The following is a 15,232-nucleotide window of genomic DNA, read 5'->3' as shown; positions in this document are numbered from 1 at the left end:
ACATCTTTCGAGCTATGGAAGGCCGCGCTCAGGAGGCCATTGTGACATTCACGCGATATGCGATCTATTACGCGCCGCCCCGGGCGGCGGAATGGTGCCGCTTTGCTTCGGCCTGGCTCGGCTGGGATTTGGAGGCGGGGGAGGTGCTGCCGCATCCTGAAGCCGCGGGGCTGAATGTGCCGGCGCTCAGCGCGGTGCCGCGCAGATACGGTCTGCACGCCACTGTCAAGCCGCCGATGCGCCTCGCCGAAGGAGAAACCCTTGCCGCGCTGAAAGACGCTTGCGCCACGCTCGCCGCACGCACGGCGCCGGTGACGCTCGAGGGCTTGCAGCTGGCGCGGATGGGCCGCTTCCTGGCCCTGCGCCCCGTGGGCTGCGAAGCGGCGCTGAATGCGCTGGCCGCCGAGTGGGTCACCGGGCTCGACCGCTTCCGCGCTCCCGCGTCCGAAGCCGAGGCAGCGCGCCGCCGTGCCGCCGGGCTTACGCCCGCGCAGGAGGCGAACCTCACCCGCTGGGGCTACCCTTACGTGCTGGACCAGTTCCGCTTCCACATCACTCTGACCGGCAAGCTGCCGAAGCCCGAGCTGCCCGCGGTGGAGGCCGCGCTCACGGCGCAGCTCCTGCCGCTCCTGCCCGCGCCGCTGGAAATCCGCGATCTGGCACTGGCAGGCGAGGCGCCGGACGGGCGGTTCCACCTGGTCCACCGCTACCCCCTCTCCGGCTGAAGCGCCGCGACGGCGGCGGCCACCGCATCCGCAAGGCGGCCGCTGTTGTCGATCTCGTGCACGCAGGCGAGGCCCGGTGGCAGGCGGCAGGCGGCCCGTGCAAGGCGGCCTTCCAGCGCTGCCCCCGCCTCACGGCCCCTGGCCGCGAGCCGCGCCGCCAGCACCCCGGGCGCGGCGCTGACCGAGAGCACGATGAGATTGCCGAACCGCGCCTGCGCCTCCGGCAGCACCCCGCGCGAGAGGTTCACCAGCACCCCCGCCGCGCCCATGCGCAGGTCCCCGATCTCCCGCGGGATGCCATAGTGCAGCCCATGCGCCTGCCAGTGCAGTGCAAAAGCGTCTGCTTCCGCCAATGCTGAGAATTCCGCCACGCTCACCGCCCGGTAATTCTCGCCGCCTGCCTCCGGCGCCCGGGTGATCACCCGGCGCACCCGGCGCAGCCCCGGCACCGCCTGGGAGAGCTCCAGCATCAGGCTGTCCTTGCCCGCACCGGAAGGGCCCACGACGGCAATCACCGGGGCTTCCCGGGGTGCATCCCGCGGAGGGCTCATGCCGCTGCCCCCGGCGAAAATCCCGGCACATCCACAAAGCGGGTGCAGACCCGCTCGCGGGCGCCGGCGTCGTGAAAGATGCCAAGGACCGCAGCGCCGCACTCGCGGGCGGCCCCGATCAGCTCTAGCACCGCTTCGCGGTTCCGGGCGTCGAGGCTGGCGGTCGGTTCGTCCAGCAGCAGCGCCGGATAGCCGTAGGCAAAGCCGCGCGCGATGTTCACCCGCTGCTGCTCGCCGCCCGAGAAGGTGGTCGGGCTCAGCCCCCAAAGCCGTTCGGGCACGTTGAGCCGGGCCAAAAGCGCCGCCGCCCTGTCGCGGGCCTCCGCGGCAGGCGCTCCGGCGGCCAGCAGCGGCTCCGCCACCACCTCCAGCGCCGGCACCCGCGGCACCACGCGCAGGAACTGGCTGACATAGCCCAGCGTGGTGCGGCGCAGTTCCAGGATCTCGCGCGGCTCGGCGCGGGCCACATCGACCCCGCCCACCGAAACCCGGCCCGAGGCCGCAAGGTAGTTGCCGTAGATCAGCCGCATCAGCGTCGATTTCCCTGCTCCGGAAGCACCGGTGAGGCCCACGCATTCACCGGGCGCCACACTCAGCGACGCGTCCTCCAGCACCCGGATCACCGCGCCGCCCTGGTTGTGCAAGGTGAAGCTTTTGGAGACGTTTTCCAGTTCGATCATCGGGCTGCTCCTCAGGCCTGCAGCACGCTGGAAACCAGCAGCTGGGTATAGGCGTGCTGGGGGTCGTCCAGCACCTGGTCGGTGAGACCGGTTTCCACTACCCGGCCGTCCTTCATCACCATCAGCCGGCTCGCCAGCAGGCGCACCACGGCGAGGTCATGGGTCACGATGATGGCCGAAAGCCCCATGCCGCGCACCAGCCCGCGCAGGAGATCCAGAAGCCGCGCCTGCACCGAGACATCCAGCCCGCCGGTCGGCTCGTCCATGAACACCAGCCGAGGGCCGCTCACCAGGTTGCGGGCGATCTGCAGCCGCTGCTGCATGCCGCCGGAATACTCCGACGGCCGGTCGCCAATGCGGGCCTCCGCGATCTCCACCCGTTCCAGCCAGTCCGCGGCCCGGGTGCGGATTTCGCCATAGTGGCGCGCGCCCGCGGCCATCAGGCGCTCGCCGATGTTGCCGCCTGCGCTTACCTGCATGCGCAAGCCGTCGCGGGCGTGCTGATGCACGAAGGCCCAGTCGGTGCGCCCCAGCATCCGCCGTGCAGGCTCGGCCATGGTGACTGTGTCGACCGGCCCGTCAGTGCGGGTGTCATAGATCACCTCGCCACCGTCCGGCGCAAGATGACCCGCGAGGCAGTTCAACAGCGTCGACTTGCCCGAACCGCTTTCACCGACGATCCCCATCACCTCACCGGGGTAGAGCGTAAAACTCACATCTGCGCAGCCTACGCGAGGGCCATACATCCGCGTCAGATTCCTGACGTCCAGCAAAGGTCTCATCGCGTGCCTCCCGCGCCCGGATTTTTAAGAAGATCCGGGCATAACTTCTGCAAATTCTTTGTCCCGCCCAGCATCAGCCGCCCTCCCCGGCCAGATGGCCGCGGTGCCCCTCCGCGCGGCGGCCGCGGCAATAGTCGGTGTCGGAGCAGACGAACATCCGCCCGCCCGCGTCATCCAGGATCACCTCGTCCAGGTAGCTGTCCTCCGCCGCGCAAAGCGCGCAAGCGTGCCCGGCCCGGGAGGGGTCAAAAGGGAAGTCCTCGAAATCGAGGCTCACCACTTTTGTGTAGGGCGGCAACGCGTAGATGCGCTGCTCGCGGCCCGCGCCGAACAGCTGGATCGCGGCACTTTCCAGCTTGGGGTTGTCGAACTTGGGGATCGGCGATGGGTCCATCACGTAGCGGTCCGCCGTCATCACCGGATATGCGTAAGATGTGGCGATGGCGCCGTGGCGGCTGATGTCCTCGTAAAGCTTCACGTGCATGAGCCCGTATTCCTGCAAAGCGTGCATTTTGCGGGTCTCGGTTTCGCGTGGTTCCAGGAACCTCAGGGGCTCCGGGATCGGAACCTGGTATACCAGAATCTGATCCTCCCGAAGCGGCGTCTCGGGGATGCGGTGGCGGGTCTGGATGACGCTGGCCCTGGCGGTCTCCTCCGTCGTGGCGATTGCCGCGGTTTTCTCGAAGAACCTGCGGATCGAAACCGCGTTCGTCGTGTCGTCTGCGCCCTGGTCGATCACCTTCAGCGTGTCTTCGGGCGTGAGCGTGGCGGCGGTGACCTGCACCCCGCCGGTGCCCCAGCCATAGGGCATCGGCATTTCACGGCTGGCGAATGGCACCTGATAGCCCGGCACCGCGAGCCCCTTCAGGATCGCGCGGCGGATCATCCGCTTGGTCTGCTCGTCGAGGTAGGCGAAGTTGTAGTCAGACATGGGTTGTCCCTTTTTCGGACAGGAGGCCTGCTGCAGTGGATTGCCCGGCTGCGCGCCGGGCGCCGAAGGCCGGTGCGGCGGGACGCTGGCGAATCATTCCGCTGCCTCCCCCGCCTGCATGGCGTCAGCCTCCCCGGCGCTTGTTTTGGCCCCGGCCGCGCGGCGCAGCTTGCGCAGCAGCTCCAGCTCGGCCTGGAAATCGACGTAATGCGGCAGTTTGATGTGCTCGAGAAAGCCGGTCGCCTGGATGTTGTCGGCATGGCTCAGCACGAATTCCTCACCCTGCGCGGGCGCGCCCAGGTTATCCTCGCCCAGCTCCTTCCAGCGCAGCGCCCGGTCAGTGAGCGCCATGGCGATAGCCTTGCGCTCCGATTGGCCGAAGACCAGACCGTAGCCCCGGGTGAACTGCGGCGGCTGCGATTTGGAGCCCTTGAACTGGTTCACTGTCTCGCATTCGGTGAGCTCAACCTCGCCAACCTCGATGGCGAAGCCGAGTTCGGGGATCTCCATCTCCACCGGTACTGTGCCGATGCGCAGCTCGCCCACAAAAGCGTGGCTGCGCGCATAGCCGCGCTGAGTCGAATAGGCGATGCCCAGCAGGAAGCCCTCGTCGCCGCGTGCTAGCGCCTGCAGCCGCAGGGCCCGGTCCGTCGGATACTCCATCGGCGCGCGGGTGAGATCGCCCGGTTCGGTGTCCGAGGCGGGCTCGCACTCGATCACGTCCTCATCCTGCAGGAAACTGGTGACATGCGGGGCGGTGCCCGGAGCGGCACCCGCCGGAGGTTCCGGGATGTCCGCCACCGGCGCCTCCGGCACATGGCCCCCGGCCGCCAGTTTGAAATCCAGCAGCCGGTGGGTGTAATCGAAGGTCGGCCCCAGCACCTGACCGCCCGGCGCGTCCTTGAAGATCGCCGAAATGCGCCGGTCGCAGACCATCTCCGCGGTCTCGATCGGCTCCGAGTTCCCTAGCCGCGGCAGAGTGGTGCGGTACGCGCGGATCAGGAAGATCGCCTCGATCAGGTCGCCGCGCGCCTGCTTGATCGCCAGCGCCGCCAAATCGGGATCGTAGAGCGAGCCCTCGGCCATCACCCTGTTCACCGCGAGGCTCAGCTGCCCGCGGATCTGGGCGAGGCTCAGCTCGGCCACGCCGGTGTCGCCGCGGCGCTCCTCGGCGAGCCAGGCGTGGGCGTTTTCTATCGCCCGCTCGCCGCCTTTCACTGCGACATACATCGGCTCAGTCCTCCGCCGTGATCTGCGCCGAGCGCGGCAGCGCCGCAACTTCCGCGCCGCAGGTAAAGAAGAAATCGAGCCCCAGCGGGTAGCCGCGCGCGTTCTCCTGCAGCGCGGCGATGCCGGGCAGCGCCATGCGGATGCTGTCCTTGATACCGGGACCGCGCAGGCGCGCGTTGGCGGGGGCAAAACCCGCGGTCTCGACGATCAGCGTGGCAGAACGGTCGGGATATTCCGGCGTGCCCGCGCGGTACTGCGTGAGCGGCAGCAGCGCGTCCCAGGTGCCGAGCGCAAACCCGGCCTCTGGCGCGGCCACAACCGGGGCACCAGTGTGGAACGCCAGCCAGGCGCGCAGCCCGGCACTTTCCACACCGGGGGCAAGACACACGCCTGTCTCCGGTCCTGTCAGAGTCAGCAGCAGCGCGGCGGCGGCCTGCGAAATGCCGGCGGGCGCCCTCAGTGCGGCGCCGATCTCCTGCACGTTGCCTGGCCGCGCCATGGCGGTCATTGCCGCCCGGAAGGCACAGGCAGCTTCTTCCGGCGGATGGGCGAAACCCGCGGCGCAAGCCTCGGCCGATACGGGGGCGCTCATGCGTCCTCTCCTCTTGCCATCGTGAAGAACTCCACCTTGGTGGCGGCCGCCTTGGCAGCGCGGGTGGCCTTGGCCTTCCGTTGCTCTGCCGCGAGCGGCTCCAGCACGGCGGCGCGCAAGGCTGGCGCCGCGCCGGTCTGCATCAGTGCGTCGATCTTGGCGGCGGTTTCGGCTTTCGCATGGGAACGGCCCTGGACGTAGCCGTGGCCAACCGTGCCGTCCTGCAGCCGCAGGGCGCAGCGGGTCACCGTCATTTCGCCCGCGTTGAAAGGTGCGCCGCTGCCGCCCATGCGGCCGCGCAGCATGATGCTGCCGGTCTCGGGCCGGCGCAGCCAGCCGCAGGCGGGCGCGGCGCCATAGGCCCGCCAAAGCGCCAGCAGACGCGCCTCGCTGGCAGTGGCCAGCAGGCTCATCCAGCCCTTGCGCGCTGCGGTGGCGTTTTCGTCGTTCATGATCAAAGCCCCTTGCCGGGTTGTCTATATTTACTATACAACTAGACAAATGTTAGCCGGCCTGCCCGCACCGGGGCAAGCCCTCCAGAATGAAAGTTTGATGACATGGCCCGCACACCGGTTTGGAAATCCATCGCCATTGCGCTGACGGGCGACATCGCCCAGGGGCGCTACGCCAGTGGCGGAAAGCTTCCGCCGGAAAGCCAGCTTGCCGCCCGCTTCGGGGTCAACCGCCACACCGTGCGCCGGGCGCTGGCCGGCATGGCCGAGCAGGGCCTGGTGCATGCGCGCCGCGGCGCCGGGGTGTTCGTAACCGCGGCCCCCGCCGACTACCCGATCGGCAAGCGGGTGCGCTTCCACCAGAACCTCGCGCGGGCCGGGCGCGCTCCGGCCAAGCAGGTGCTGGCGCTGGAGCGCCGCACCGCCGGGACGCGGGAAGCCGAAGCGCTGGGGTTAGAGCCCGGCGCCGAGGTCGTCGTCTATGATGGGCTGTCGCTCGCCGACGGCCGCCCCCTCGCGCTGTTCCAGAGCATCTTTCCCGCCGATCGCCTCGGCGGCATGCTGGAGGCGCTGGCGGAGCAATCCTCGGTAACCGCGGCGCTGAAAGCCTGCGGGGTGGAGGACTACACGCGGGTGGAAACGCGGATCACCGCCAAGCTTGCAACCGCGGCGCAGGCGCTGCATCTGCAGATCTCCGAGGGCAGCCCGATCCTGCGCACGACGGGTATGAATGCCGATCCCGAGGGCCGGCCGGTGGAATTCGGCCGCACCTGGTTTGCCGGTGACCGGGTGGCACTGACGGTGGGAGCTGAGGCGTAGCGCTTGAGAGGCGCTCCCGCCTGCTCAGCGGTATCGGAGATACCGCTTGCACGGTCGGGCCGGGCGCCGCGCTGACGCGCGGCGGCATTCCGGCAGCAGGCACACGCCCCCGCCGTGCGCGCGCACGGCGCGCTCCCGCCTTTTCTGCTTCGACGCTCAGCGCGCCGCGTTGAAGACGAAGAGCTGCTCGCCGCCGATCGTGTAGCCGTCGATGAGCGCTTGCGCCTTTTCAGAGACCAGCCAGGCCTCCAGCTTCAGCGCGGCATCGTGCTTCACATGGCCGTGTTTCTCCGGGTTCACCGGCAGGTACGCGTATTGATTGAACAGCACCGGGTCGCCCGCAAATAGCAGCGCGAGGCTGCCCTTGTTGCCAAAGTTCAGCCAGCTGGCCCGATCCGACATGATGTAGGCCCCCATCCCCGCCGCGGTATTGAGCGCCGCCCCCATGCCTGCGCCGACTGCGCGGTACCAGCCGCCGAAGCTCTCCGGCTCCAGCCCCGCCGCCCGCCACAGGCTCAGCTCCTTGTTGTGGGTGCCGCTGTCGTCACCGCGGCTGACAAAGGGAGCCTCCGCGGTGGCGATGCCGGACAGCGCCGCCTTCGCATCCGAGGCCCCGCCAATCCCGGCCGGGTCCGGTGCCGGGCCAATCAGGACAAAATCGTTGTACATGATCTCGCGCCGGTGGGTGCCGTGGCCTGCCGCAAGGAACTTCTCCTCCGCCGCCCGCGAATGCACCAGGATGGCATCGACATCGCCTGCCTCACCCAGCCGGATCGCCTGGCCGGTCCCGACCACCAGCAGCTGCACATCCAGCCCGGTGTCGAGGGCGATTTCCGGCAGCAGCACCCCGGCCAGGCCGGAATTGTGGAAGGAGGTGGTCACCGCCAGCTTGATCTCCTCCGCCACCGCCACCGATGCGGCCATCGTCCCGACCGCCAGCGCGGCGGCAAATCCCGCAAGAAAACGTTTCATTCGACAATATCTCCGTTCAGAAAACCCCGGGCCTCGGCTGTTGCGGGCCCCGCGAAAAACACATCCGCCGGGGCGCGCTCGTGAATGCGGCCCGCCAGCACGAAAATCACCTCATCCGCCAGCCGCCGTGCCTGTCCCATGTTATGGGTCGACATGATCAGACGCGTGCCCGAGGCAGCAGCGCGGGCGAGGATATCCTCGATCTCGCGGGTGGCGCGGCCGTCGAGCGCGGCGCAGGGCTCGTCGAGGAACAAGACCTGCGGTTCCCGAACCAGCGCGCGGGCGAGTGCCAGCTTCTGCCGCTCCCCGCCCGAGAGGTTGGTGGCCTGGCGCGCCAGGATATCGCTTAGACCGACCCGGCCCGCCCAGTCGGCGGCGCGGGCCCGGGCCTGCCTGCGGGACATGCCGGTGAGCCGCAGCGGATAGGTGATGTTGTCCAGCACAGTTCGGCGCAGCATCACCGGGGTCTGGAACACGAAGGCCTGGTGCTTCTGCGCCTCCGCCAGCGGGCAGGCCCAGTCGAGCGCGCCCCCGCCCAGCCGGACGATGCCGTGCAACATCTTCAGAAGCGTGGTCTTGCCCGCGCCGTTCGGGCCGATCACGATGGAGGTACCCTGCCCGCTCAGCTCCAGGTCAACCGGCCCGACAAGCACCTTGCCGCGGCGGCGCACCAGAGCGCCATTGGCCACCAGAGGGAACATCTGCATCACCAGCGCCCCTCGCTCTCGGTGCGGCCCAGCCAGTGGATGGCGAGGTTCACGGCAATGGCCAGCGCGATCAGCACGAAGCCGAGCCCAAGCGCCATAGCGAATTCGCCCTTGCCGGTCTCCAGCGCGATCGCCGTTGTGAGCACCCGGGTCGCGTGGTCAATGTTGCCGCCCACCACCATGATCGCGCCGACTTCGCCGATGGCGCGGCCGAACCCCGCCAGCGCCGCGGTCAGGAGCGCCCGGCGCCCGTCCCACAGCAGCGCCTGGATGCGCTGGAACTGGGTCGCGTTCATCGAGATCAGCAGGTCATGGTAATCGCTCCACAATTCACGCAGGGACTGATGCGCAATGGAGGCGATGAGCGGCACGATGATCACCACCTGCGCAGCGATCATCGCTGCCGGGGTGAACAGCAGGCCCAATACGCCCAAAGGGCCGGAGCGCGACAGGAGCACATAGACCACCAGCCCCACCACCACCGGCGGCAGACCCATCAGCGCGTTCAGCACCGCGATGGTGGCGCGGCGCAGCCGGAACCGGCGCACCGCCAGCAGCGCGGCGAGCGGCAGCGCTATGACGCAGGCAATCGCCAGCGCGCTCAGCGTCACCCGGAGCGAACGCAGGGTGATCTCCACCAGATCCGCATCCAGGCTGACCAGCAGCCAGGCGGCCCGGGTGAGCCCTGCCCATAGATCTTCCATCGCGCGCTTGTCTCTCCCGCGGCTTCCTTCGATGCCGGGTCTAACACGCCCTTGCGCCAGGCAAAATCGCGGGAGCAGACGCAGGGGGGATCAAAAACGGCACCGGTGCCGGAAATCCCCGCTCCTGAACGCCACCAGAACGCCTGCCGGAGGCGTTCCAGCCGCCACCGCGGGACCGGGCGCCACTGGACAGTCCCGTACACCTCCGCAGCGGCGCCAAATCACCGCAGATGCCGCCGTTAGCGCCGCCGTGCGCTTGCGTGCGCGTGGCGAACGTGAAACAACCCGCGTCCAAAGTGCCACCCCGGACGCAACTTTGAGGAATTGCCATGTTCGACCTGCAATCCATGCGGGATCAACTCGCCGCCCACTACGATCTGGCGCCCAACCCGGCCCTGGCCGCAGAGATGGCCGATGTCTATGCCCGCATGGAGCGGGTGGTGAACCCCGCGGACTGGGCCATTCACGCGCCCTACGTGAAGGCGATCCTCGAGCTGAAGAAGCAGCGCAACGCGGTGGTGCTCGCGCATAACTACATGACGCCCGAGATCTACCACGGCATCTCGGACGTGGTCGGCGACAGCCTGCAGCTAGCGATGGAGGCCACCCGGGTGGAGGCCGACGTGATCGTGCAGTGCGGCGTGCACTTCATGGCCGAAACCTCCAAGATCCTGAGCCCGGAAAAGACCGTGCTGATCCCCGACATGGCGGCCGGCTGCTCGCTGGCGGAGTCGATCACCGCCGAGGGCGTTGAGGAGATGCGCCGCCGCTACCCCGGCGCGCCGGTGGTCACCTACGTGAACACCACGGCCGAGGTGAAGGCCGCCTCCGACATCTGCTGCACGTCGTCAAACGCGGCGCAGATCGTCGCCGCGCTCGATGCCGAAACCATCATCATGACGCCCGACCAGTACCTGGCGCAGAACATCGCCCAGCAGGTGCCGGAGAAGAACATCGTCTGGTGGGAAGGCTCCTGCATCGTGCACGAGCAGTACACCGCCCAGGATCTGCGCGACTTCCGCGAGTGGAACCCCGGCACCCGGCTGATCGCGCATCCCGAATGCCCGCCGGACGTGGTGGCGGAGGCGGATTTCTCCGGCTCGACCAGCGGCATCCTGAAATACGTGACGGATGAGAAGCCGGAAAAGGCACTGCTGATCACCGAATGCTCGATGGCCTCGAACATCGCCGACCAGCTGCCCGAGGTCGAATTCGTCGGCCCGTGCAACATGTGCCCCTACATGAAGATGATCACGCTGGAGAAGATCCTGTGGTCGCTGCACACCATGACCGAGCCGGTCGAGGTCGACCCAGGCGTGGCCGAGAAGGCCCGCGTCGCGGTGCAGCGGATGATCGACCTCAGCCGCAAGCTGGGTCTCTGACACCGTGATCGAGACCGGCCGTATCGTCATCGCCGGCGCTGGCTTGGGCGCGCTTTACGCCGCGCTTGAACTGGCGCCGCGGCCGGTGCTGGTGATTTCTCCCGAGGCCTTGGGCGAAGGCGCAAGCTCGGCCTGGGCGCAGGGCGGCGTGGCGGCGGCGATGGCGGCAAACGACAGCCCCACCGCCCACGCGCTGGATACCGAGGTGGCGGGCGCCGGCACCGTCGACCCGGAGGTGGCCGCGATGGTCACGCGCGTCGCGCGGCGCCATATCCTCGACCTCACCGGGCTTGGCACGCCGTTCGACCGCGACGCCGAAGGCAACTACGTGCTGAACCGCGAAGCCGCCCATTCCGCCGCCCGCGTGGTGCGGGTGAAGGGCGACCAGGCGGGCCAGCGCATCATGCAGACGCTGGTCGCCGCGGTGCGCGCCGCGCCTTCGGTGCAGGTGCTGGAGCACACCCAGGCAGTGCGGCTGGAGACCGAGGGAGGAACCGTCACCGGGCTTTGGGTCGCGCGCGCGGGCGGTATGCCTTCCGCCCCGGTGCTGATCCGCACGCCGGGGGTGCTGCTGGCGGGCGGCGGCTCCGGAGGGATCTACGCCCATACCACCAACCCGCCCCGCATCCGCGGCCAGGTGATCGGCCTTGCCGCCCGCGCAGGCGCAATGATCGCCGACCCGGAGTTTGTGCAGTTCCACCCCACCGCCTTCGATATCGGCGAGGACCCGGCCCCGCTTGCCACCGAAGCCCTGCGAGGCGAGGGCGCGGTGCTGGTGAACGCGGCCGGTGCGCGCTTCATGGAAACCCAGCATCCCGACGCCGAACTTGCCCCGCGTGACATCGTCGCCCGCGCGATCTTTGCCGAGGCGCAGGCAGGCCGCCGCCCGATGCTCGACACCCGCGCGGCTTTGGGCGCCGAGGTGCTGACCCGCTTCCCAACCGTGGCCGAAACCTGCGCGCGCGCCGGCATCGACCCGGTGAAGGAGCCGATCCCGGTCGCCGTCGCCGCGCATTACCATATGGGCGGCGTGATGGCGGACATGCGGGGGCGCGCCAGCCTCGCCCGCCTCTGGGTCTGCGGCGAGGCGTCCTCCACCGGGCTGCACGGCGCCAACCGGCTCGCCTCCAACGGCCTCTTGGAAGCGCTGGTCTATGCCCGCAACGCCGCCGATGATATCGCCGCCCTGCCCGAGACCGGCGGCATGGGGGAGGTCCGCCCCGAATTCCCCGCGGGCGGGCAGGCGCTCGATCCGGAGGCGCTCGCAGCGCTGCGCGCAACGATGACTGCCCACGCGGGCGTCCGCCGCTCCGCCGGGGGCCTGCGCCAGGCGCTCGTCAGCATTTCCCGGCTGGAAGCCGGACAGGCGCGGGACGAGAACTTCGCCAACATCTGCGCCACCGCCACCCTGATCGCCGCCGCCGCGCTTCTGCGCGAGGAAAGCCGCGGCGGCCATTTCCGCGACGATTTCCCCGCCGCCGACCCGGCCTGGGCGCGGCGCACCTGCATCACCCTGGACGACGCCCTGGCCCTGCGCGCCAAGGTGCAAGAGGACCTAAGATGAGCACCCACTTCGCCACCCTCCCCGACCTGATCCTGGAACCGATGGTGCGCGCCGCGCTGATGGAAGACCTGGGCCAAAACGGCGACATCACCACCCGCGCGGTGATCCCGGCCTTGGCCCGCTACTCCGCTCGGCTGAACGCGCGCGAGGATGGCGTGGTCTCCGGCATGCAGATCGCCCGCATCGCCTTCCACCTGGTCGATGCCGGGCTGAAAGTCGAGACTCTGCTGCCGGACGGCTCGCCCTGCAAGGCAGGCGATACGCTGATGACCATCGAAGGCTCCGCCGCCTCGATCCTGTCAGGGGAGCGGGTGGCGCTGAACTTCGCAGGCCGCCTTTCGGGCATCGCGACGCTCACCGCCGCCTTCGCGGCAGAGACCCGCGGCACGGACGCGCGCATCACCTGCACCCGCAAGACCACCCCGGGCCTGCGCATCGCCGAGAAACAGGCCGTGTTGCACGGCGGCGGCTTCAGCCACCGCTTCGGCCTGTCGGACGCGATCCTGATCAAGGACAACCACATCGCCGCCGCAGGCGGCATCCGCGCCGTGCTGGAGGCCGCCAAGGCCAGTGTCAGCCACATGATGAAGGTGGAGATCGAGGTCGACACGCTGGCCCAGCTCTCCGAGGTGCTGGAGACCGGCGGCGCCGATGCGGTGCTCTTGGACAACATGGACACCGCCACCCTCGCCCGGGCAGTGGAGATGGCCCGCGGCCATCTGACGACCGAGGCCTCCGGCAACATGCGGCTGGAGCGAATCGCCGAGGTGGCCGCCACCGGCGTCGATTACATCTCCGCAGGCGCGCTCACCCATTCGGCGCGCACGCTGGACCTCGGCCTCGATTTCTGAGGCCTCGATTTCAGGGCCGCCGCGCCCGGCGGGCGCGGCAGGTCACTCCGCCGCGCGCCGCTTGCGGGCCGCCTCCAGTTTCTCTTCGCGCAGCGGCTCCGGCGGCAGCAGCAGCACTGTGACACCCTCGATTTCCCGGACAGCATACCCGGCGCCCGCATGGCCCGCGCGCAACTCCTCCGGCAAGCTTTCGCAGCGCTCGGGAGCTTCCTCGCACATGACGATCTCCCGCCCGGTCAGGTGCCCCAGCCGGAACGCCACCGCCTGCGCCTTCTGTAAGTCGCTCTCCACCGCCTCCGGCAGGCCCAGGTAGGTGCCGGTCACGTAAACCGGACCCGTGCCGCCCATCAGCTCCGCCGCCATCGCCCGGCTCAGCCGCTGCCACTCGGTGAAGGAATGGTGCAGCATCCCGGTGAAGATCGCGTAGGCCGCCGCCACGGTGAACAGCAGGTTACGCCCCAGCCGGTCTCGCCCTTCTGCCTTCAGGTGCAAAGTGAAGAGACCGAGGAAGACCGCGAGATAGATCCACAGGAACCCGCCCGACCGTACCGGCGTATCGATGCCGGTACGGATCACCTGCACGCAGATCAGCGCCACCCCAAGCCCCGCGCCCGCGAGCATGTAGAGCCCGCGCCAGCGGTCCTGCCGCAGGACGGCCGCAGTCGCGGCGGCAAACAGCGCCCCCTGCAAGAGCAGCACGAACAGGTTGTTGTAGGAACCTTTCATCGCCAGGCTGGTGAGGAAATGCCCGGCCAGCCGCGCGTTTTCCAGTGCCGAGGCAAGGTCGTGCGCGGGGCTCGGATGGCGCCATTCGGCCATCGGGACGCCGAAGACGCCATGCTCGGCATAGTTCAGCGTGTAGATCGCGAGCATCCCCAGCGCAAAGCTCGCGATAAACAGCGCCAGCAGCCCCGCCAGATCACGCGCCGAGCGCGCCACGCCCGCCCGCGTCAGGCTCAGCGCCAGGATCAGGAAGGGATAGGTAGTGTAGGCCATCAGCGCCGCCGGCACGAAGACCACCATCAGCCAGCGGCTTGCCCGCTCGCTTGTCCGCGTCGTGAACCAGGCATAAAGCGCCAGGATCGCAAGCCCCGGAATCAGCGTGTTGAACCACAGCGAAATCAGCACCCAGGGCAGGCACAGCCCGGCCACCAGCGCCACCATCGCGCGCCGCCACAGCTCCACGCCGGGGCCAAAGGCGTTGTGCACCAGGCAGCCGAGGTAGACCGCCCAGAGCAGCTGATAGGCTAGGAAGTTGAGCCAGGCCGGGGTCACCATGCCGCGCAGGTGCCAGAGGTAGTTGATCCAGCGCCCCTCGGTCAGCGTCTTGGAGTAGAACAGCGCAGGGTCCGCCCACAGCGCCGGGTAGTCGTCATGCCGCACCAACGGGTCGGGCAGCTGGAACAGGGCGGTCAGCAGCAGCCCGGCCAGCACCGCAACCACCAGAGCAGGCAGTTGCCCGGAGCGGTGCTGCGCCGCGCCGGCAGCAGCGTCAGTCTGCGCAAGCGTCATGTAGCCGCCCGCTCCAGGCGGCGGGCGCGGCGCACCAGCGCGGCGGCGCGCAGCTTGGCAATGCGGGTGACCATCGGCTGCGGCATCAGCGAGACCACCCCGCGGCGCAGGCGCCAGGCAAAGCTGCCTGCCGGGGGGACTGTCTGCCCTTGCGGGATTTCCATCTCCAGCACTGTCTCCGGCAGCCCCGCGCGGCCCGCCGCATTAACGTAAAGCACGCTGTTGTAGCGGTACCAGGGCTCCACCTCCGCATGCTCCCGCAGGTGCGGGCGGATGCAGTCGAAAGCGGTATACCCGCGCGCTGCAAACAGCTCCTGCCAGAAGCTGAGCGGCTGTTCGTTAATGTGGAACTCGCCCCCCTGCCCCGGCACCGCGGCAGAAAACAGCACCCGGTCCGAATGCGCGGTCAGGCTCTCCACTAGCGGCTCTGCGGCTGCCTTGGGCAAATGCTCGCCGACCTCCAGGCTCTGCGCCAGATCGAAGCGGCGGCCCAGGCTGAAGGGCTGCGTGAGGTCTGCGGCATGAAAACTGTCCTCCGGGATGGCCAGGCGGGACCGGTCGACATAGTCGCCGTCCACGCCCGCCACCTCCATCACTCCGGCGCGGCGCCACTCGCTGAGCCAGACGCCGCGGCCGCTGCCCAGATCCAGCACGCTGCGCGCTTGCAGGTGCGGCTGCAGAACCGAAATCAGCGCCACGGCCGAGCTGCGCGCGCCGCGGTCGATGTAGTCGTAGAACTCGTTCGAATAGACGTGGGACATGAGAACTCCGAGGATTG

Annotated in this window: 17 protein-coding genes; 5 read left to right on the top strand and 12 right to left on the bottom strand. The window is 69.0% G+C overall.

The genetic code is table 11. From position 1 onward, the window contains the following. Window positions 1-41: 41 nt before the first annotated feature. A complete protein-coding gene (locus tag ACOHWE_RS08485) occupies window positions 42-725 on the top strand; it encodes a DUF1045 domain-containing protein (RefSeq protein WP_420665645.1) in 684 nt (227 codons plus the stop codon). Here the strand turns inward: ACOHWE_RS08485 and phnN are convergent. The 7 genes from phnN to phnG form a co-directional block, all read right to left on the bottom strand. Next, a complete protein-coding gene (phnN, locus tag ACOHWE_RS08480) occupies window positions 707-1,276 on the bottom strand; it encodes a phosphonate metabolism protein/1,5-bisphosphokinase (PRPP-forming) PhnN (RefSeq protein ID WP_420665644.1) in 570 nt (189 codons plus the stop codon). The two genes, ACOHWE_RS08485 and phnN, sit on opposite strands and share 19 nt — an antisense overlap. Beyond that, the gene (phnL, locus tag ACOHWE_RS08475; protein WP_420665643.1) at window positions 1,273-1,956 is read right to left on the bottom strand and encodes a phosphonate C-P lyase system protein PhnL; all 684 of its coding nucleotides are present in this window, start codon (window positions 1,954-1,956) and stop codon (window positions 1,273-1,275) included. Before phnL ends, phnN begins: the two co-directional genes overlap by 4 nt. 11 nt (window positions 1,957-1,967) lie before the next feature. Next, a complete protein-coding gene (gene phnK, locus ACOHWE_RS08470) occupies window positions 1,968-2,738 on the bottom strand; it encodes a phosphonate C-P lyase system protein PhnK (protein WP_420665641.1) in 771 nt (256 codons plus the stop codon). Between the two features lie 73 nt (window positions 2,739-2,811). Continuing rightward, complete coding sequence (locus ACOHWE_RS08465) at window positions 2,812-3,669, bottom strand: alpha-D-ribose 1-methylphosphonate 5-phosphate C-P-lyase PhnJ (protein ID WP_420665640.1); 858 nt, start codon at window positions 3,667-3,669, stop codon at window positions 2,812-2,814. 93 nt (window positions 3,670-3,762) lie between these two features. Next, window positions 3,763-4,899 (bottom strand): carbon-phosphorus lyase complex subunit, encoded by a 1,137-nt coding sequence (locus ACOHWE_RS08460; RefSeq protein WP_420665639.1) that lies wholly within the window; start codon window positions 4,897-4,899, stop codon window positions 3,763-3,765. A gap of 4 nt (window positions 4,900-4,903) precedes the next feature. Then, complete coding sequence (gene phnH, locus ACOHWE_RS08455; protein ID WP_420665638.1) at window positions 4,904-5,491, bottom strand: phosphonate C-P lyase system protein PhnH; 588 nt, start codon at window positions 5,489-5,491, stop codon at window positions 4,904-4,906. After that, on the bottom strand, window positions 5,488-5,943 hold the full coding sequence (gene phnG / locus ACOHWE_RS08450; RefSeq protein WP_420665636.1) for a phosphonate C-P lyase system protein PhnG: 456 nt from the start codon (window positions 5,941-5,943) through the stop codon (window positions 5,488-5,490). Before phnG ends, phnH begins: the two co-directional genes overlap by 4 nt. Window positions 5,944-6,048: 105 nt before the next feature. On the opposite strand from phnG, the gene phnF reads away from it, so the two are divergent. Further along, the gene (gene phnF, locus ACOHWE_RS08445; RefSeq protein ID WP_420665635.1) at window positions 6,049-6,762 is read left to right on the top strand and encodes a phosphonate metabolism transcriptional regulator PhnF; all 714 of its coding nucleotides are present in this window, start codon (window positions 6,049-6,051) and stop codon (window positions 6,760-6,762) included. Window positions 6,763-6,918: 156 nt separating this feature from the next. Here phnF and ACOHWE_RS08440 read toward each other — a convergent pair whose 3' ends face one another. Genes ACOHWE_RS08440 through ACOHWE_RS08430 form a run of 3 tightly spaced genes read right to left on the bottom strand, consistent with a single transcriptional unit; the run spans window position 6,919 to window position 9,145 of the window. Further along, window positions 6,919-7,734, bottom strand: coding sequence for an ABC transporter substrate-binding protein (locus ACOHWE_RS08440; RefSeq protein ID WP_420665633.1), 816 nt, complete (start codon window positions 7,732-7,734; stop codon window positions 6,919-6,921). Continuing rightward, a complete protein-coding gene (locus ACOHWE_RS08435; RefSeq protein WP_420665631.1) occupies window positions 7,731-8,441 on the bottom strand; it encodes an ATP-binding cassette domain-containing protein in 711 nt (236 codons plus the stop codon). Before ACOHWE_RS08435 ends, ACOHWE_RS08440 begins: the two co-directional genes overlap by 4 nt. Next, window positions 8,441-9,145 (bottom strand): ABC transporter permease, encoded by a 705-nt coding sequence (locus ACOHWE_RS08430; RefSeq protein WP_420665629.1) that lies wholly within the window; start codon window positions 9,143-9,145, stop codon window positions 8,441-8,443. Before ACOHWE_RS08430 ends, ACOHWE_RS08435 begins: the two co-directional genes overlap by 1 nt. 329 nt (window positions 9,146-9,474) lie before the next feature. Here ACOHWE_RS08430 and nadA point away from each other — a divergent pair, with 329 nt between their 5' ends. The 3 genes from nadA to nadC are packed head-to-tail and all read left to right on the top strand — an operon-like array spanning window position 9,475 to window position 12,942. Continuing rightward, complete coding sequence (gene nadA, locus ACOHWE_RS08425; RefSeq protein ID WP_420665627.1) at window positions 9,475-10,527, top strand: quinolinate synthase NadA; 1,053 nt, start codon at window positions 9,475-9,477, stop codon at window positions 10,525-10,527. Between the two features lie 4 nt (window positions 10,528-10,531). After that, the gene (locus tag ACOHWE_RS08420) at window positions 10,532-12,091 is read left to right on the top strand and encodes an L-aspartate oxidase (RefSeq protein ID WP_420665625.1); all 1,560 of its coding nucleotides are present in this window, start codon (window positions 10,532-10,534) and stop codon (window positions 12,089-12,091) included. Continuing rightward, window positions 12,088-12,942: a carboxylating nicotinate-nucleotide diphosphorylase gene (gene nadC / locus ACOHWE_RS08415; protein ID WP_420665623.1), complete on the top strand. Its 855-nt coding sequence runs from the start codon at window positions 12,088-12,090 to the stop codon at window positions 12,940-12,942. The genes ACOHWE_RS08420 and nadC overlap by 4 nt, the downstream gene beginning before the upstream one ends. A gap of 42 nt (window positions 12,943-12,984) precedes the next feature. Here the strand turns inward: nadC and ACOHWE_RS08410 are convergent, their stop codons facing one another. Continuing rightward, entirely contained in the window at window positions 12,985-14,454 is a 1,470-nt protein-coding gene (locus ACOHWE_RS08410) for a hypothetical protein (protein ID WP_420665621.1), read from the bottom strand. After that, window positions 14,451-15,215: a methyltransferase domain-containing protein gene (locus ACOHWE_RS08405; RefSeq protein WP_420665619.1), complete on the bottom strand. Its 765-nt coding sequence runs from the start codon at window positions 15,213-15,215 to the stop codon at window positions 14,451-14,453. Before ACOHWE_RS08405 ends, ACOHWE_RS08410 begins: the two co-directional genes overlap by 4 nt. Window positions 15,216-15,232 lie beyond the last annotated feature (17 nt).

The organism is Cribrihabitans neustonicus (genome assembly GCF_048820895.1).
Taxonomy (GTDB): domain Bacteria; phylum Pseudomonadota; class Alphaproteobacteria; order Rhodobacterales; family Rhodobacteraceae; genus Cribrihabitans_A; species Cribrihabitans_A neustonicus.
This window is presented reverse-complemented; position numbering and strand designations above follow the sequence as displayed.